Origin of the sequence: Streptomyces sp. H51 (assembly GCF_035656535.1) — a bacterium.
Lineage (GTDB): Bacteria > Actinomycetota > Actinomycetes > Streptomycetales > Streptomycetaceae > Streptomyces.
Window position 1 is genome coordinate 1 of the sequence record NZ_JAYMHD010000088.1, and the last position, 17,312, is coordinate 17,312.

Below are 17,312 nucleotides of genomic sequence, written 5' to 3' on the forward strand. Positions count from 1 at the left end.
CCGGTGAGGCGCGGGAGGCCGATCTGGGCGTCGCCTCCGGCAACGGCAAGGGGCAGATCTTCGTCAAGGGCGAGGTCGTCAAGACCGTTCCCGAGTCGAAGATCGTCGAGACCCTGATCGAAGAGGCCATGAAGCTGGCGGAGCAGATGGAGGCCGAAGGCGTCGCCTCCGGCGAGCCCTCGGTCTCCGTCGCCGGCTGACGACCGCCCGTGCGCGGCCGACCTGGTGGAACGCCCCCGGAGCCACGGCCGCCGCACCCGTCCCACCGTGCCGCCCCACGGGGCGGCGCGCCGGAAATTCGCCAGGTACAGTGCGGAGATCAGCGAAACCTCAGGGTGAGGCCCCGCACGTGTTGACGCAGACCACCTCCAGAGTGCTCGAACCGGGCGACCTGGACGCCGCGCTCGCCGTCCTGGACCGCGAGCCGGTCGCGAACGCCTTCGTGACCTCCCGCGTCCAGGTCGCCGGCCTCGACCCGTGGCGGCTCGGCGGCGAGATGTGGGGCTTCTACGAGGACGGGATACTGACGTCGCTGTGCTACGCGGGCGCCAACCTCGTCCCCATCTGCGCCACCCCGCGTTCCGTGCGCGCCTTCGCCGACCGCGCCCGCCGGGCCGGCCGCCGCTGCTCCTCCATCGTCGGCCCCGCCGAGCCCACCGCCCAGCTCTGGCGCCTCCTCGAACCGAGCTGGGGCCCGGCCCGCGAGGTCCGCAGACACCAGCCCCTCATGGTCACCGACCGCATGCCCGCCGACATGGCCCCGGATCCCTACGTCCGCCGCATCCGCAAGGACGAGATGGAGACGATCATGCCTGCCTGCGTGGCGATGTTCACCGAGGAGGTCGGAGTCTCCCCGCTGGCCGGTGACGGCGGGCTGCTCTACCAGGCCCGGGTCGCCGAACTGGTCGGCTCCGGCCGCTCCTTCGCCCGCCTCGACGAGCACGGCAAGGTCGTCTTCAAGGCGGAGATCGGCGCGGCGACACCGCGGGCCTGCCAGATCCAGGGCGTGTGGGTGGCCCCCGAGTACCGCGGCAAGGGCCTGGCCGCCCCCGGCATGGCCGCGGTCCTGCGGTACGCGCTGGCCGACGTGGCGCCGGTCGTCAGCCTCTACGTCAACGACTTCAACACCGCCGCGCGCAGCACCTACCGGAGAGTGGGCTTCCGCGAGGTCGGCGCGTTCATGAGCGTGCTGTTCTAGCCTCGGCCCGGCTCCGGGACCCGCCGCTGTCACGAGCCCTGTAGTCTCCCCGCATGCTGCGCTTTCCCGGTCACGGTCACTCCCGGCCCGACGACGTGGTGATCGGCCCGCTCGACCTTCCCGCCCGGGTCGACGAAGCGCTCGCCGTCCAGGCCGTCGCCTTCGGACTCGGCGCGGAAGAGGTCGCCGTGCGCCGTCAGATCGTCCTGCGCCACATGACGTTTCCCGGCGCGCGGGCCCTGGGCGCCACCACCGCCCGGGACGACCTCGTCGCTTTCGTGTACGGCATGCCCAACGACCGCACTCACTGGTGGTCCACCGTCGTCGAGCCGTATCTGCGGGCGCGGGGCCACGACGGCTGGCTCGACGACTCCTTCGTGATCACCGAGTTGCACGTCCACCCGCGCTACCAGAACCGCGGCATCGGCCGCTCCCTCATCACCACGATCACCGACGGCGCCACCGAGCCCCGCTCGATCCTGTCCGCGATCGACATCGAGAGCCCGGCGCGCGGCCTCTACCGCTCCCTCGGCTACCGGGACCTGGCCCGCCAGGTCCTCTTCCCGAGCGCCGCGAAGCCGTACGCCGTGATGGGCGCCCCCCTGCCGCTGCTCCGCCGCCGCTAACCGATTTCCGCCGCCCCCGACAGCCCGGCTAACCTCCTAGGCATCACCCTTACGCCGCAGCAGGAGTACGAGAACCATGGCGAACACACCGGTCCAGCGCATGTCCCAGTTGATGGCGAAGACGCTGCGCGACGACCCGGCGGACGCCGAGGTGCTCAGCCACAAGCTGCTCGTCCGCGCCGGTTACGTCCGCCGGACCGCCGCCGGCATCTGGAGCTGGCTGCCGCTGGGCCGGAAGGTCCTCGCCAACGTCGAGCGGATCGTCCGCGAGGAGATGGACGCCATCGGCGCGCAGGAGGTGCTGCTGCCCGCCCTGCTGCCGCGCGAGCCCTACGAGGCGACCGGCCGCTGGGAGGAGTACGGCGCCGAGCTGTTCCGCCTGAAGGACCGCAAGGGCGGCGACTACCTCCTCGGCCCGACGCACGAGGAGATCTTCACGCTGCTGGTGAAGGACCAGGCGTCCTCCTACAAGGACCTGCCGGTGATCCTCTACCAGATCCAGCACAAGTACCGCGACGAGGCCCGCCCGCGGGCCGGCATCCTGCGCGGCCGTGAATTCCTGATGAAGGACTCCTACTCCTTCGACCTCACCGACGAGGGGCTCGCCCACTCGTACGCCCTGCACCGCGAGGCCTACCGCCGGGTCTTCGACCGTCTCGGACTGGACTACCGCATCTGCGCGGCGACCGCCGGCGCGATGGGCGGCTCGAAGTCGGAGGAGTTCCTCGCCCCGGCCGAGGCCGGCGAGGACACCTTCGCGGACTGCCCGAACTGCGACTTCGCGGCCAACACCGAGGCGATCACCTACGAGCTGCGGCCCCAGGACGCCTCCGGTGTCCCGGCCGCCGAGGAGATCCCGACCCCGAACACCCCCACCATCGAGACCCTCGCCGCCTCCCTCGGCGTCCCGGCCTCCGCCACCCTGAAGAACCTCCTGGTGAAGGTGGACGGAGAGATCGTCGCCGTCGGCGTCCCCGGCGACCGCGAGGTCGACCTGGACAAGGTCGAGGCGCACTTCGCCCCGGCCGTCGTCGAGATGGTCACCGAGGAGGACTTCACGGGCCGGCCGGACCTGGTCCGCGGCTACGTCGGCCCGCAGGGCCTGGAGAAGACCAAGTACATCGCCGACCCGCGGGTCGCCCCGGGCACCGCGTGGATCACCGGCGCCAACAAGCCGGACCTGCACGCCAAGAACGTGGTGGCCGGCCGTGACTTCGAGGTCGACGAGTACGTCGACGTCGTGGTGGTGCAGGAGGGCGACCCGTGCCCCAGGTGCGGCACCGGCCTGAAGCTGGACCGCGCCATCGAGATCGGCCACATCTTCCAGCTGGGCCGCAAGTACGCCGACGCCCTCAAGCTCGACGTCCTCGGCCAGAACGGCAAGCCCGTCCGCGTCACCATGGGCTCCTACGGCATCGGCGTCTCCCGCGCCGTCGCCGCCCTCGCCGAGCAGACCGCCGACGAGCAGGGCCTGTGCTGGCCGGCGGAGGTCGCCCCGGCCGACGTGCACGTGGTGGCCGCGGGCAAGGCCCTGCAGATCGAGCTGGCGCTCGACGTCTCCGAGCAGCTGCGCGCCGCCGGCCTGCGCGTCCTGGTCGACGACCGGGCCGGGGTCTCCCCGGGCGTGAAGTTCACGGACTCCGAGCTGATCGGCGTACCGAAGATCCTGGTGGCGGGCCGCCGCTCCGCCGAGGGCGTGCTGGAGCTGAAGGACCGCAGGACCGGCGAGCGCGAGGAGCTGACGGTCGAGGAGGCCATCGCCCGCCTCACCGCGTGAGCGGGGGCCTACGGGCCGTTCCTCCGGAGACGTTCCAGGCCGGCCCCCTGCGGGGTTCCGGTGCGTTCCGTGCGGGGTTTCGGGTCGGCCTCCTGTGGGGTTCCGGTGCGTTCCGTGTGGGGTTTCGGGTCGGCCTCCTGTGGGGTTCCGGTGCGTTCCGTGTGGGGTTTCGGGTCGGCCCCTGCGGGGTTCCGGTGCGCTCTCCGGAGACGTTCCAGACCGGTCCCGGCGGGGTTTTCGGGCCGTACCCTGTGGGTTCCGGCCCGGCGCCCCGCAGGGTGCCGGGCTTTCCCGCGGCGGACTTCCGGGCCGCCGTTCCCCGGCGGGTGACCCGGGGCGGCCCCGGCCGCAGGGGGACGGCCCGGCCCCGCTGGTGTGGGTCGGCGGCGGCTGAGCAGCACAGCCGGTGACGTGGCTGGGCGGTGAGGAGCGCGCCGCGCGGGCCGGGCCGGTGCTCGACGCCTCACTTCTTCGCCCGCCGGAACAGGGCCGCCGGACAGCTTCCCGTCGGGCGGCGGCAGCGCGCTCGTGCCCCGGCCCCGCACCGCAACCCCGCCTCGCCTCCGGCCGGGGCAGGCGTGGGCCGGGGTCAGAGCCAGCCCGCGAACTCCAGCAGCAGCTCGGCGTCCCGTTCCCGCCCGACCCTGCGCGCCCGCACGCCGGACTCCACGGCCCTGAACAGCGTCCAGCCGCGCAGCCGGTCCCGGTCGACCTCCAATGCCTCCGCGAGCCGCTTCACGCGCCGCCGGGTCGTGGTGGCCCCGGACGCCGAGGCGATCAGGTCCTCCACCCGGTCCCGTACCAGCCGCGCCAGGTCGAAGGCGCACTCGCCGACCACCGGGTCCGGGCCCACCGCCAGCCACGGCATCCGCTCCCCGGCGAGCACCTTGCTCTGCCGGAAGGTCCCGTGCAGCAGACGCTGCTCGGGCGGCGCCGCCAGCAGTTCCTCGCGGGCCGCGAGCGCCGCGTCGACCAGTGGGGCCAGCTCGGGGTTGGCCGACGCGCTCGCCCGCATCGCCTCCGCCTGCCGGCCGGTCCGCTCGGCCACCGTCTCGAAGGAGTGTCCGGCGGGCGGCCCCACCCACAGCCGCCGCAGCGTGCCCGCCGCCTCCAGCTGGGCCCTCGCCTCCGGCAGCGACCGCACCGAGACGTCCGGGTGCAGCCGCTCCAGCAGCAGCACGCCCTCGGTCACGAAGGGCTCCAGCAACTGCACGGCGCCCAGGCCGTCCCAGTGCGCGAGCGCGGCCCGCTCACTCTCCGGACGCGCCCGGGGCGGCGCCAGCTTGAGCACGGCGGGGGTGCCGTCCGCTCGCCGCACCAGCACCACCAGACTGCTCCGCCCGCCCGGCACCTGGACCCGCTCGACGGTCAACTCGCGCAGGGCAACGGCCTGTCGGACCGCCCGGGGCAACTGCTCCAGCCAGGCGTCACCGCCCGGCGCGCTCTCACCGAGCGCCCTGACCAGGCGTCGCGGGGGTTCCAAGGCCATGCGCGAGTCGTCCCCTTCCAGTCCCGGTCACGCCGTCGGCGTCGCCGTCGGGCCGGCGTCGGCCGCCCGCTCGGCGAGACCAGGGAAGGCTACGCTCTCCCCGCGCCAGCGCACCGCGCGCACCGCCGCCTCGCGCAGCGCCTCGGCCGCGCCGCGCCGCAGCTCGCCTGCGGACGCCCGCACCAGGTCGGAGTACACCCCGGCCACCCGGTCCTCCAGCTCGGCGGCCAACCGCACCGCCGCGGCCGGGTCCGGCACCGGGAAGGGCAGCGCGTACGCCGCCGCGGCGGCCGCCGGGGTGCCGCCCAGGTCGCGCACCTCGCGCACCAGCGTGTCCCGCCGGGCCCGGTGGGCGTCGTACGCGGACCGGGCATCCGCCCGGCGCCGCTCACCGATCCGTCCGCCGACCACCCCGTACCCGTACACCGCGGCGTGCTCGGCCGCCAGCGCCGCCTGAAGGGCCCGCAACCGCCTCTGCTCGCTCACCGGGCGCCTTCCGTCAGCAGGTACGCGTGCGCGGCGCCGGCCGCCGCCACCGAGGCGAGCAGGCGTGCCAGTTCGCCCGGCAGGCCGTCGAGCGCCGCCGTGCGGCGGTCGGCCAGGGCGCGCTCCGCGGCGGCGAGCCCGGAGAGGGCGGACTTCTCGTCGGCGGGCGCGGTGGCCGACGCGGAGGCGGTCACCGACGCGGAGGCGGACGCGGTGGCCGACGGGGCCGAGGGGGACGGCGTCGCCGTCCCGCCCCCGCCCCCGAACGCCTCCGCGTGCAGCGCGACCTCCGCCCGCAGCGGTACCAGCCGCTCCGCGAGCCCGGGGAACGCGGCGAGCACAGCGTCGTACCGCTCCAGCAGGTCCGCGCTGTCGCGGGCCGCACGCGCGCGTGCCCGCTCGGCGGCAGACGGACGGCCGCCCCCGTTCTCCTCCGACGGGCCGGACCCGGACGAGCAGCCCGCCAGCAGGGCGCCCCCGGCGGCCGAGGCGAGCAGGGATCTTCTGCGCGGCGCGGACAGGGCGCGCGACGGCGGGGGGTACGGCACGGCAGACGTCCTCGGAGGCTCGTACGAACACACGGGCGGGAAGGGCGGCCCGCCGTGATCACGGTACCCGCGCCCCCGCCCACCGCCGGGCACCGGCACCGCCCGTGCGCACGGCAGGCCGCCGGGCACCGGTGCCCGCCCGTGCGGCCGTGGACGGCAACACCCCCCGCGACCCGATACCCTTTGACCAGACACGCGACCCATCCCACAACAGCACACGCGGCCGAGGAGTCACCCGGATGAGCACCACCCACAGCGAGAGGCTGCGAGAGCTCCTGGAACCGCTCGTCAGCTCCCAGGGCCTGGATCTCGAGGAGATCGCGGTGGACTCGGTCGGACGCAAGCGGGTGCTGCGCGTCGTCGTCGACTCCGACACCGGTGCCGACCTGGACCAGATCGCCGATGTGAGCCGCGCGCTCTCGGCGAAGCTCGACGAGACGGACGCGATGGGCGAGGGCGAGTACACCCTCGAGGTCGGCACCCCGGGCGCGGAACGCCTCCTCACCGAACACCGGCACTACGTCCGCGCGACCGACCGGCTGGTGAAGTTCCAGCTGGCCGAGGGCGGCGAGCTGGTGGCACGCATCCTGGGGGTCGACGACGAAGGACTCGACCTCGAGGTGCCCGGGGTCAAGGGGCGCAGGGCCACCACGCGCAGGATCGCCTTCCCCGAGATCGAGAAGGCCCGCGTGCAGGTGGAATTCAGCCGCAAGGACAAGCACGAAGAGAACGCAGAGGAGGCGTAGCCGTGGACATCGACATGAGTGCCCTGCGGGGCTTGGTACGGGAGAAGGAGATCTCCTTCGACCTGCTGGTCGAGGCGATCGAGTCGGCCCTCCTCATCGCCTACCACCGCACCGAGGGAAGCCGCCGCCACGCGCGCGTGGAGCTCGACCGGGAGACCGGGCATGTGACCGTGTGGGCGAAGGAGGACCCCGAGGACCTCGAGGAGGGCCAGGAGCCCCGCGAGTTCGACGACACCCCGTCCGGTTTCGGCCGCATCGCCGCCACCACCGCCAAGCAGGTGATCTTGCAGCGGCTGCGCGACGCCGAGGACGACGCGACGCTCGGCGAGTACGCCGGCCGCGAGGGCGACATCGTCACCGGCGTGGTCCAGCAGGGCCGCGACCCGAAGAACGTGCTGGTGGACATCGGCAAGCTGGAGGCCATCCTGCCGGTGCAGGAGCAGGTGCCCGGCGAGACGTACCAGCACGGCACGCGCCTGAGGTCGTACGTCGTCCGGGTGGCGAAGGGCGTCCGCGGCCCGTCCGTGACGCTCTCCCGCACGCACCCGAACCTGGTGAAGAAGCTGTTCGCGCTCGAGGTGCCGGAGATCGCCGACGGGTCCGTCGAGATCGCCGCGATCGCACGTGAGGCCGGTCACCGCACGAAGATCGCCGTCCGGTCCACCCGGTCGGGCCTGAACGCCAAGGGCGCCTGCATCGGTCCGATGGGCGGACGTGTGCGCAATGTCATGGGCGAGCTGAACGGCGAGAAGATCGACATCGTCGACTGGTCGGACGACCCGGCGGAGATGGTCGCCAACGCGCTGTCACCGGCCCGCGTCTCCAAGGTGGAGGTCGTGGACATGGCCGCCAGGTCCGCCCGGGTGACCGTGCCGGACTACCAACTGTCCCTCGCCATCGGCAAGGAGGGGCAGAACGCCCGGCTCGCCGCCCGGCTCACCGGATGGCGTATCGACATCCGCCCGGACACCGAACAGGCCACCGGGGAATAGTTCCAAGCCGCAGGTCGCTTAGATCACGACAGTTATCTGCGCAGCAACGTTCGATCTCTGCCCCAAAGGGGTGGGGTCGGTACGGGGAGGTAGACTTAAGAGTGTCTGGCCGGACGCGCGCCCGAACATGCCCTGAACGCACGTGTGTGGGATGCCGGGAGCGAGCGGCCAAGGCCGACCTACTGCGCATCGTGGCGATCGAGGACGAGTGCGTCCCCGATCCTCGCGGTACGCTGCCCGGCCGGGGTGCCTACGTGCACCCCGCCTCGGTCTGTCTCGACCAGGCGGTACGCCGTCGGGCGTTCACGCGGGCACTGCGCGCCCCGGGAGCGCTCGACACAAAGGCGTTGCGCCGGTACGTCGAGCAGACGACAGTTGCCGATCGGGCAACACCGTAAGTCGTGCCGCACGGAACCCCGTGCGGCCTGGTACCTCGCGAGTCGAAAGCAGGTCGAGATTGCGATGAGCACTCGATGAGTACGCGATGAGTACGCCCATGAACTAGCGACGGTCCGGCCGCAACCCGGACCTCAAAGGAGCGAAGTGGCTAAGGTCCGGGTCTACGAACTCGCCAAGGAGTTCGGTGTGGAGAGCAAGGTCGTCATGGCCAAGCTCCAGGAACTCGGTGAATTCGTCCGTTCGGCGTCTTCGACCATCGAAGCGCCGGTAGTACGCAAACTGACTGACGCCTTCCAGGCGGGCAGCGGCAACGGCAAGTCCGGCGCCAGGCCCGCACCCCGGAAGGCCCCCCCCAAGCCCGGCGCGCCCTCTCCGGCGCAGGCTGGGACCCCCTCCCACGGCGTCAGGCCGGCGGGGGAACGTCCGGCTGCCCCGAGGCCGCCGGCCGCGCCCAAGCCCGCCGTGGCGCAGCAGCCCGCGGCCCCGTCGGCGCCCGCGCCGGCTCCGGGACCGCGCCCGACGCCGGGCCCCAGGCCCGCACCTCGTCCGGCCCCGGCCGCGCCCACCACGCCGGAGTTCACCGCTCCGCCGTCGGCGCCGGCTCCGGCCCCGTCCACGCCGGCCTCCCAGGGCCCGCGTCCCGGCGCCCGTCCCGGTGCCCCCAAGCCCGGCGGCCGTCCGGCCGGCGGTCAGGGTCAGGGTCAGGGCCGTCCCGGTCAGGGCGCCCCGCGTCCCGGCGGTCAGGCCCCGCGTCCGGGCGGACGCCCGGCCGGTCCGCGCCCGGGCAACAACCCCTTCACCTCCGGTGGCTCCACCGGCATGGCGCGCCCGCAGGCGCCCCGGCCGCAGGGGGCCCGTCCGGGCGGTCCCGGTGCCCCCGGCGCCGGTCCCCGGCCCCAGGCGCCCGGTGGCGCCCAGGGCGGCGGTCCGCGTCCGCAGGCTCCGGGCGGTCCGCGTCCGACGCCGGCCGGCATGCCCCGTCCGCAGGGCGGTCCGCGTCCCGGCGGCGGCCCCGGCGGCCCGCGTCCGAACCCCGGCATGATGCCGCAGCGTCCCGCTGCGGGCCCGCGTCCCGGCGGCGGCCCCGGCGGCCGCGGTCCCGGCGGCGCCGGTCGTCCCGGCGGTGCCGGTCGTCCGGGCGGCGGCGGCTTCGCCGGTCGTCCCGGCGGCGGCGGTGGCGGCGGCGGCTTCGCCGGCCGTCCCGGCGGTCCCGGTGGCGGCGGCGGTGGCTTCGCCGGTCGTCCGGGCGGTCCCGGCGGTGGCGGCGGTGGCCGTCCCGGCTTCGGCGGTCGTCCCGGTGGTCCGGGCGGTCGCGGTGGCACGCAGGGCGCCTTCGGCCGTCCCGGCGGTCCGGCGCGTCGTGGCCGCAAGTCGAAGCGGCAGAGGCGCCAGGAGTACGAGGCCATGCAGGCCCCGTCGGTCGGCGGCGTGATGCTGCCTCGCGGCAACGGCGAGAGCATTCGCCTGTCGCGCGGTGCGTCGCTCACCGACTTCGCCGAGAAGATCAACGCCAACCCGGCGTCGCTCGTCGCGGTGATGATGAACCTGGGCGAGATGGTCACGGCCACGCAGTCCGTCTCCGACGAGACGCTGCAGCTCCTCGCCGACGAGATGAACTACACGGTTCAGATCGTCAGCCCCGAGGAGGAGGACCGCGAGCTGCTCGAGTCCTTCGACATCGAGTTCGGCGAGGACGAGGGCTCGGAGGAGGACCTGGTCGTCCGTCCGCCGGTCGTCACTGTCATGGGTCACGTCGACCACGGCAAGACCCGCCTGCTCGACGCCATCCGCAAGACGAACGTCATCGCGGGCGAGGCCGGCGGCATCACCCAGCACATCGGTGCCTACCAGGTCGCGACCGAGGTCAACGACGAAGAGCGCAAGATCACCTTCATCGACACCCCGGGTCACGAGGCGTTCACCGCCATGCGTGCCCGCGGTGCGAAGTCGACCGACATCGCGATCCTGGTCGTCGCGGCCAACGACGGCGTCATGCCGCAGACGGTCGAGGCGCTCAACCACGCCAAGGCGGCCGACGTCCCGATCGTCGTCGCGGTCAACAAGATCGACGTCGAGGGCGCGGACCCGACCAAGGTGCGCGGTCAGCTGACCGAGTACGGCCTGGTGGCCGAGGAGTACGGCGGCGACACCATGTTCGTCGACATCTCCGCCAAGCAGGGTCTGCACATCGACTCGCTGCTGGAGGCCGTGATCCTCACCGCCGACGCCTCGCTCGACCTGCGGGCCAACCCGAACCAGGACGCGCAGGGCATCTCGATCGAGTCCCGCCTCGACCGCGGCCGCGGTGCCGTGGCGACGGTCCTCGTCCAGCGCGGCACGCTGCGGGTCGGCGACACGATGGTCGTGGGCGACGCCTACGGCCGGGTGCGCGCCATGCTCGACGACAACGGCAACAACGTCGCCGAGGCGGGCCCGTCGACGCCGGTCCAGGTCCTGGGCCTGACCAACGTCCCGGGCGCGGGCGACAACTTCCTGGTGGTCGACGAGGACCGTACGGCCCGTCAGATCGCCGAGAAGCGCGCCGCCCGCGAGCGCAACGCGGCCTTCGCCAAGCGCACGCGCCGCGTGTCCCTGGAGGACCTGGACAAGGTGCTCAAGGCCGGCGAGGTCCAGCAGCTGAACCTGATCATCAAGGGTGACGCTTCCGGATCGGTCGAGGCGCTCGAGTCGTCCCTGCTCCAGCTGGACGTCGGCGAAGAGGTCGACATCCGGGTCCTGCACCGCGGCGTCGGTGCGGTCACGGAGTCGGACATCGACCTGGCGATGGGCTCCGACGCCATCGTGATCGGCTTCAACGTCCGCGCGGCCGGCCGCGCGGCGCAGATGGCCGAGCGCGAGGGCGTGGACGTCCGGTACTACTCGGTCATCTACCAGGCGATCGAGGAGATCGAGGCGGCCCTCAAGGGCATGCTCAAGCCGGAGTACGAGGAGGTCGAGCTCGGCACGGCGGAGATCCGCGAGGTCTTCAAGTCGTCCAAGCTGGGCAACATCGCCGGTGTCCTCATCCGGTCCGGCGAGGTGCGCCGCAACACCAAGGCCCGCCTCATCCGCGACGGCAAGGTGGTCGCGGAGAACCTCACCATCGAGGGCCTGCGTCGCTTCAAGGACGACGTCACCGAGATCCGCGAAGGCTACGAGGGCGGTATCAACCTCGGAAACTTCAACGACATCAAGGTCGACGACGTCATCGCGACGTACGAGATGCGGGAGAAGCCGCGCGGATAAGCGCCCGGCCTTCCGAGACGGTCCGGTCCGGGGCCGGTCGACGGAGAGTAATTTCCGTCGATCGGCCCCGGCCGTTCGTTGTACGGTGCTGATGTTCCCGCCGGTGGTCCGGCGGGCCCATCGATCCCGTACCGGCGGGTCATCCGGACACACATGTACGTGGGGACTCTGTCCTTCGACCTGCTCCTCGGCGACGTACGTTCGCTGAAGGAGAAACGCTCCGTCGTCCGTCCGATCGTCGCCGAGCTGCAGCGGAAGTACTCCGTGAGCGCGGCCGAGGTCGACCACCTGGACCTGTACCGCAGGGCCGGCATCGGCCTGGCGGTCGTCGCAGGCGACGCGGGCCACGTCACCGACGTACTGGACCGGTGCGAGCGGCTGGTCGCCGGGCGCCCCGAGGTGGAGCTGCTGTCGGTGAGACGCCGCTTCCACGGCGACGACGACTGACCACAGAACGCAGAGAAAGAAAGAACGGGAGACGACCAGTGGCCGACAACGCGCGGGCTAAGAGGCTGGCGGACCTCATCCGAGAGGTGGTGGCCCAGAAGCTGCAGCGCGGGATCAAGGACCCGCGGCTCGGCTCGCACGTCACCATCACGGACACCCGGGTCACCGGGGACCTCCGGGAGGCGACCGTCTTCTACACGGTGTACGGGGACGAGGAGGAGCGCAAGGCCGCGGCCGCCGGTCTGGAGAGCGCCAAGGGCGTGCTCCGTTCCGCGGTCGGCGCGGCGGCGGGCGTGAAGTTCACCCCCACCCTGACCTTCGTGGCGGACGCGCTCCCGGATACCGCCCGGACCATCGAGGACCTCCTCGACCGGGCGCGCGAGTCCGACGCCAAGGTGCGCGAGGCGTCCGCGGGCGCCGCGTACGCCGGCGGCGCGGACCCGTACAAGAAGCCCGGTGAGGACGAGGACGACACCGCCGAATGACCCAGAACAACCGGACGCCCGACGGCCTCGTCATTGTCGACAAGCCGTCGGGCTTCACTTCGCACGACGTGGTCGCCAAGATGCGCGGCATCGCCCGGACCCGGCGCGTCGGCCACGCGGGGACCCTCGACCCGATGGCGACGGGGGTCCTGGTCCTCGGCGTCGAGAAGGCGACCAAGCTCCTCGGCCACCTGGCGCTGACCGAGAAGGAGTACCTGGGCACGATCCGGCTCGGCCAGACCACGGTCACCGACGACGCCGAGGGCGAGATCACCGCGTCCACCGACGCCTCCAAGGTCACCCGCGACGCCGTCGACGACCGGATCGCCAAGCTGACCGGTGACATCATGCAGGTGCCGTCCAAGGTCAGCGCCATCAAGATCGACGGAGTGCGGTCCTACAAGCGGGCCCGGGAGGGCGAGGACTTCGAGATCCCGGCCCGCCCGGTCACCGTCTCGTCGTTCGCCGTGTACGACGTCCGGGACGCCGTCGCCGAGGACGGCACCCCGGTCCTCGACCTGGTCGTGTCGGTGGTCTGCTCCTCCGGCACCTACATCCGGGCCCTGGCCCGCGACCTGGGCGCCGGCCTGGGCGTCGGCGGCCACCTCACGGCGCTGCGCCGCACCCGCGTCGGCCCGTACAAGCTGGACTCGGCGAAGACGCTGGACCGGCTCCAGCAGGAGCTGACCGTGATGCCGATCGCCGAGGCGGCCGCCGCCGCGTTCCCCCGCTGGGACGTGGACACCCGCCGGGCCCGGCTGCTCCTCAACGGCGTACGCCTGGAGATGCCGGACGTGTACGCCGGCGCCGGAGCCGTGGCCGTCTTCGACCCCGAGGGCCGGTTCCTCGCGCTCGTGGAGGAACAGAAGGGCAAGGCGAAGAGCCTGGCCGTGTTCGGCTGAGCCGGACGGCCTGTCCGCGGAGCGGCGGCCACGGGGTTCGAGATGCCCGCCGCGCCATGGTCCCCCCTCGGTTCCCCCACCCCTGGGGTGTCCGACCGGCCCCGACGATTAACCCGTCCGGGCAGGCGCTCGGAGCGAACCGGGGGAGTGCGAGGGGGCGCGTTCCCGCCGCGCGCTGTGCCGCCGATCATGCCGTGCCTACCGTCGAGGTCAGCGCACAGATGTACGGCGGACGTACGGCGGAAGGTTCGACCATGGCGGGAGAGGCACCTCGGCACGAACGGGCTCCCTGGAGCGCCCGGCCGGCCCCGGACGCCGCCCTGGCCCGCGTCCACGACCTCGCCGGCCGTCCTCGCGGCACCGCTTTCGCGGCCGACCGCCACGGCACCCTGATCACCGCCCACGAAGCGGTCGACGGCCTGCCCGGGCTGGTGCTGCGCGGCCCCGGTGACCGCCGCTGCCAGGTGACCGCCGACGCGGTGACCGCGCTGCCCGCGCTGGGACTGGCCCTCGTCCGCACCGAGGGCCTGGGCCTCGAGCCGCTGCCCCTCACCGTGCGGGACCGCGTCCGGAGCGGCACGTACGTCAGCATCGCGGCCGGCGGCTGGCGCGAGGCGCGGGTGCTCGGCGCGACCCCGGTGACGTACCCGACGGGCGACCGCCTCCATCACCTCGGCGACGTGCTGGAACTCGCCGTCGGCACGGCGGGCCGGGACGCGCTGCGGCCGGGCGGCGGGGCGGCGGGGCGGCCGGGGGACCGGTCCTCGACGCCGAGACCGGCGCGGTGGTCGGCGTCCTCGGCACCGTGCTGCGGTCCTGCCACCGTGACACCGGCTTCGCCGTACCGCCCCGCGCCGCCGGGGGCCCGCTGGCCGCACTCCTCGCGGAGAACGCCGCCACGGTGCCCGCGTACGGCGCCGACCTGAACCTGGCCGGAGTCGTCCACCTGACGGCCGCCGCGTCCGGCCCGGACGCGGCAGCGGGGGTGCTGGCGGGAGCGCCCTCGGGCGTGCTGCCGGGGACGCCATCGGGGGCGTCATCGGGGGCGTCATCGAGCGTGCTGTCGGGGACGCCATCGGGGTGGCCGGTCGAACGCGACGTGATCTCGCGGGAGTTCGCCGCGTTCACGGCCGGTCCGGCCGCCGTCCTCGCGCTCGTCTCACCGCCGGGCAGCGGCCGCACGACGGAACTCGCGGCGCTCGCCGCCCGCCGCACCCGAGGCGCGGAGCCCGCGCCCACGCTGTGGCTGCGCGGCGCCGACCTGCGGGACACCGACGCGTCGGTCGCGGACGCGGCCCACCGGGCGCTGACCCGGGCGCTGGTCCGGGCGGTGGGCCCCGGACCCGGCGCCGCCACCCCGGCCCGCCTCGCGCACGTCGCCCGCGCGGCCGGCCGGCCGCTGCTGATCCTGCTCGACGACCCCGAGGAGGCGCCTCCCGCGTTGTCTCGCCGGCTGTCCGAGTGGGCGGCGGGGACGGCGCGGTGGCTGCGGGAGACCGGGGCGCGGCTGGTGGTGGCCTGCCGGGCGGAGTACTGGGAGGAGGCGGGCACCAGGTTCCCGCGGGACCTGCTGCACCGGGCCGCGCCTTCCACCGCAGACGACCGGGCCCCGGCGGCTCCCGCGGGGCTGCCGCCCTGCGTGCACCTCGGCGACCTCACCGATGACGAGGCCCGCCGGGCCCGCGCGCTCCACGGCATCCCCGCGGGCACCCTGCGCGGCGCCGACGCCCGGCACCCGCTCACCCTCCGGCTGCTGTCCGAGGTCCGCGCCGCCCTGCCCGACGCAGCCGACGCCTCCTGTGCCCGGGTGGACCGCGACGACGTCCTCTCGGCCCACCTGGACCTGATGTGCCTGCGCGTCGCCGTACGCCTCGCGGCCGCGAACGGCCTGCGCGGCCCCGCCGTACGCCGGCTCGCCGCCAGGGTCGCCGGCCAGGTCCACGAGGCCGCCCGCCGCAGCCTCGGCTCCGGCCGGGGCACGCTCGACCGGGCGTCGTTCGAGGCGGTGTTCCCTCCGGACCGGGCCCCCGCACGGCTCGGCGGCGGCACCGGGTGGGCGTCCGCCGTCCTCGCCGAGGGCCTCATCGTGCCCGCCGGCTCCGGCTACCGCTTCGCCCACGAGGAGTCGGCCGACTGGCTCCAGGGCATGCACCTCGACCTCGACGAGGCCCTCCACCGCCTGGTCCACCACCGCACCCCGCCGGACGCCGGGCCGGACCCCGTGCCGCGCCATCGCGCCGGCCCCGTCGTCGAGGCGCTGCTGTTCCTCGGCCGCCGCCACGGCACCCGCGAACTGGCCGCGCGCCTGACGGAGTTGGCGGACGCACTGGACGACGCCCCGGACCCGGGGCCGCACTCCTGGTGGTCCGCCAGGCTGCTCGCCGAGACCCTGCGGCGGGTGCCGGACGCCACGCCGTACGCGGAGGTGCTGCGCCGGATCGCCGACCGCATCGTGGCCGAGCGGCCCGTACGGGGCGCGTTCGCGCGGGAGTTCGGGCCCGGATTCTGGAGTGCGCTGCCCGTCCCGGAAGCCGTCCGCTTCGGCCTGCTGCGCACCCTCGTCCTCGCCGACGGCCCTCCGCAGGACACCGGCCCGCGCTTCCTGGACGCCGCCGCCAGGCTCCTCGCCGCCGACCCCACCGCCGTACAGCCGCTCCTCGTCCGCTGGTTCGACGACGACCGGCCGCTGCCCGCGACCCCGCACGCGAGCGTCGCCGACGCCGCTCAGGCGCTGCTGCACACCCACCGGCGGCGCGCCCTGGACGAACTGACCGAGGTGCTCGTCGAGAGCGGGCACCGGCGCGCCGACCAACTGCTCGGCGCGCTGGCGCGGGACGAGCCGTCCGGCCTGTGCCGGGCCGTCGACCGGTGGGCGCACGACGAACGGCCGGCCCGGCGCGCCGCGGCGGTGACGCACGGGCTGCGCGCCGCCCCGCACCTACGCACGGAGGCCGACCGCGCCCTGCTGCGCTACGTGGCCCTCGCGCTGCTCGCCCGCCCCGCCGACCGCGCCCTGCACGGCCGCGCGCTCGCCCTCCTGGTCCGCGATCCACGCGCCCGCTCCCGCCATCTCGCGCAGGCCCTGCGGCACTTCGCGGCGGGCGACCCGTCGTTCCCGCCCGACGCGCTGGCCGGTGCCCTGACGACCCACCCGGCGCCGGTCCTGGACGCCTTCCGCGCCCGGCTGCGCGGACCCCACGCGGCCGAGGCGCTGCGCACGCTCGTCCTCGCGGCCACGCCCCCAGTGGCCGACCTGGTCGCCACGCTCCTGCGGGAGACGGCGGAGCGGTGCCGGGAGGCGGCGGGGCGGTGCCGGGAGGCGGCGGGGCGGTGCCGGGAGGCGGCGGGGCGGTGCCGGGAGGCGGCGGGGTGTCACCCGGAGACCACCGGAGATGTCCGCGCCGACGCCTGCGTCCGCGCCTGCTCCGACGGTGGCGTGTGTGCCGCCGTCGCCGCCCACGTCGACCGGCGTCTCGACCGGGGCCCGGCCGCCCGCGCCGCGCTCCTCCCACTGGTCACCGGGCTGCTCGACGACGGTTGCGAGAACATGCGCGCCGCGCTCGCCGCCGTCCTCGCCGCTCCCGGGGCCCCCGTCTCCCGGCCCCTGCGCCGCGAACTCCTCGACGTCCTGCTGGCCCGCGAAGAGGCCCCCGCCGTCCTGGACACCGTGCTGCACACGGCCGTCCGCCACGGCGGCGACGACGTCCGCGCCCTGGTCCACCGCACCGGCCTGCTCCTCACCCGCACCCCGGACGGCGCGGCCCGCTTCGACCGCCGCCTGGCCGACCTGGGCCGCCGCGTACCCGGATTCGCGGCCCGCGTGATCGGCTGGACGGCCGACGCGCCGCAGGCCTGGGGGGCCGTGGTCGGACCCGGCGCCCGCCGTACGCTCGAGAACATCGCGGGTGTTCGTGTCCCGGCCTGAGCGCGGGTGGCACGTGCGTCCCGTCACAGCCTCGATGCCGGTGCGG

The 17,312-nt window shown here is 74.4% G+C and carries 16 protein-coding genes; 13 read left to right on the forward strand and 3 right to left on the reverse strand.

Features of this window, described 5'->3' with window-relative positions; translation table 11 throughout:
• The 4 genes from VKA29_RS35810 to VKA29_RS35825 all read left to right on the forward strand — a co-directional run.
• A partial coding sequence (locus VKA29_RS35810; protein ID WP_324790252.1) for a flavodoxin-dependent (E)-4-hydroxy-3-methylbut-2-enyl-diphosphate synthase occupies positions 1-200 on the forward strand: 200 nt, incomplete at its 5' end.
• Positions 201-349: 149 nt separating this feature from the next.
• On the forward strand, positions 350-1,198 hold the full coding sequence (locus tag VKA29_RS35815; RefSeq protein WP_324790253.1) for a GNAT family N-acetyltransferase: 849 nt from the start codon (positions 350-352) through the stop codon (positions 1,196-1,198).
• Positions 1,199-1,251: 53 nt separating this feature from the next.
• Positions 1,252-1,824: a GNAT family N-acetyltransferase gene (locus tag VKA29_RS35820; protein ID WP_324790254.1), complete on the forward strand. Its 573-nt coding sequence runs from the start codon at positions 1,252-1,254 to the stop codon at positions 1,822-1,824.
• Positions 1,825-1,900: 76 nt separating this feature from the next.
• The gene (locus tag VKA29_RS35825; RefSeq protein ID WP_324790255.1) at positions 1,901-3,601 is read left to right on the forward strand and encodes a proline--tRNA ligase; all 1,701 of its coding nucleotides are present in this window, start codon (positions 1,901-1,903) and stop codon (positions 3,599-3,601) included.
• A gap of 589 nt (positions 3,602-4,190) precedes the next feature.
• On the opposite strand, the gene VKA29_RS35830 is transcribed toward VKA29_RS35825, so the two are convergent.
• Genes VKA29_RS35830 through VKA29_RS35840 form a run of 3 tightly spaced genes read right to left on the reverse strand, consistent with a single transcriptional unit; the run spans position 4,191 to position 6,124 of the window.
• Positions 4,191-5,090: an aminoglycoside phosphotransferase family protein gene (locus tag VKA29_RS35830; RefSeq protein ID WP_324790256.1), complete on the reverse strand. Its 900-nt coding sequence runs from the start codon at positions 5,088-5,090 to the stop codon at positions 4,191-4,193.
• Between the two features lie 27 nt (positions 5,091-5,117).
• Positions 5,118-5,576 (reverse strand): ferritin-like domain-containing protein, encoded by a 459-nt coding sequence (locus VKA29_RS35835; RefSeq protein WP_324790257.1) that lies wholly within the window; start codon positions 5,574-5,576, stop codon positions 5,118-5,120.
• Positions 5,573-6,124, reverse strand: coding sequence for a hypothetical protein (locus VKA29_RS35840; protein ID WP_324790258.1), 552 nt, complete (start codon positions 6,122-6,124; stop codon positions 5,573-5,575). Before VKA29_RS35840 ends, VKA29_RS35835 begins: the two co-directional genes overlap by 4 nt.
• 239 nt (positions 6,125-6,363) lie before the next feature.
• Between VKA29_RS35840 and rimP the strand changes: the two genes are divergently transcribed.
• The 9 genes from rimP to VKA29_RS35880 all read left to right on the forward strand — a co-directional run bounded on the left by rimP (position 6,364) and on the right by VKA29_RS35880 (position 17,266).
• On the forward strand, positions 6,364-6,870 hold the full coding sequence (rimP, locus tag VKA29_RS35845; RefSeq protein WP_324790259.1) for a ribosome maturation factor RimP: 507 nt from the start codon (positions 6,364-6,366) through the stop codon (positions 6,868-6,870).
• Between the two features lie 2 nt (positions 6,871-6,872).
• Complete coding sequence (nusA, locus tag VKA29_RS35850; RefSeq protein ID WP_324790260.1) at positions 6,873-7,862, forward strand: transcription termination factor NusA; 990 nt, start codon at positions 6,873-6,875, stop codon at positions 7,860-7,862.
• A gap of 101 nt (positions 7,863-7,963) precedes the next feature.
• Positions 7,964-8,260, forward strand: coding sequence for a YlxR family protein (locus VKA29_RS35855; RefSeq protein WP_324790261.1), 297 nt, complete (start codon positions 7,964-7,966; stop codon positions 8,258-8,260).
• Positions 8,261-8,405: 145 nt separating this feature from the next.
• Positions 8,406-11,507 (forward strand): translation initiation factor IF-2, encoded by a 3,102-nt coding sequence (gene infB, locus VKA29_RS35860; RefSeq protein ID WP_324790262.1) that lies wholly within the window; start codon positions 8,406-8,408, stop codon positions 11,505-11,507.
• A 153-nt stretch (positions 11,508-11,660) separates the two neighbouring features.
• Positions 11,661-11,954 (forward strand): DUF503 domain-containing protein, encoded by a 294-nt coding sequence (locus VKA29_RS35865; protein WP_324790263.1) that lies wholly within the window; start codon positions 11,661-11,663, stop codon positions 11,952-11,954.
• A gap of 38 nt (positions 11,955-11,992) precedes the next feature.
• A complete protein-coding gene (rbfA, locus tag VKA29_RS35870) occupies positions 11,993-12,439 on the forward strand; it encodes a 30S ribosome-binding factor RbfA (protein WP_324790264.1) in 447 nt (148 codons plus the stop codon).
• Entirely contained in the window at positions 12,436-13,341 is a 906-nt protein-coding gene (gene truB / locus VKA29_RS35875) for a tRNA pseudouridine(55) synthase TruB (RefSeq protein ID WP_324790265.1), read from the forward strand. The genes rbfA and truB overlap by 4 nt, the downstream gene beginning before the upstream one ends.
• Positions 13,342-13,595: 254 nt before the next feature.
• The gene (locus VKA29_RS37090) at positions 13,596-14,267 is read left to right on the forward strand and encodes a hypothetical protein (protein WP_420718643.1); all 672 of its coding nucleotides are present in this window, start codon (positions 13,596-13,598) and stop codon (positions 14,265-14,267) included.
• On the forward strand, positions 14,150-17,266 hold the full coding sequence (locus VKA29_RS35880; protein ID WP_420718644.1) for a serine protease: 3,117 nt from the start codon (positions 14,150-14,152) through the stop codon (positions 17,264-17,266). The genes VKA29_RS37090 and VKA29_RS35880 overlap by 118 nt, the downstream gene beginning before the upstream one ends.
• The last annotated feature ends 46 nt before the right edge of the window (positions 17,267-17,312 follow it).

Coding starts and splice junctions, on each gene's coding strand:
- truB (WP_324790265.1), top strand. CDS start 12,436: ATGACCCAGAACAACCGGACGCCCGACGGCCTCGTCATTGTCGACAAG.
- VKA29_RS35865 (WP_324790263.1), top strand. CDS start 11,661: ATGTACGTGGGGACTCTGTCCTTCGACCTGCTCCTCGGCGACGTACGT.
- VKA29_RS35820 (WP_324790254.1), top strand. CDS start 1,252: ATGCTGCGCTTTCCCGGTCACGGTCACTCCCGGCCCGACGACGTGGTG.
- VKA29_RS35830 (WP_324790256.1), bottom strand. CDS start 5,090: ATGGCCTTGGAACCCCCGCGACGCCTGGTCAGGGCGCTCGGTGAGAGC.
- VKA29_RS35825 (WP_324790255.1), top strand. CDS start 1,901: ATGGCGAACACACCGGTCCAGCGCATGTCCCAGTTGATGGCGAAGACG.
- VKA29_RS37090 (WP_420718643.1), top strand. CDS start 13,596: ATGGCGGGAGAGGCACCTCGGCACGAACGGGCTCCCTGGAGCGCCCGG.
- rimP (WP_324790259.1), top strand. CDS start 6,364: ATGAGCACCACCCACAGCGAGAGGCTGCGAGAGCTCCTGGAACCGCTC.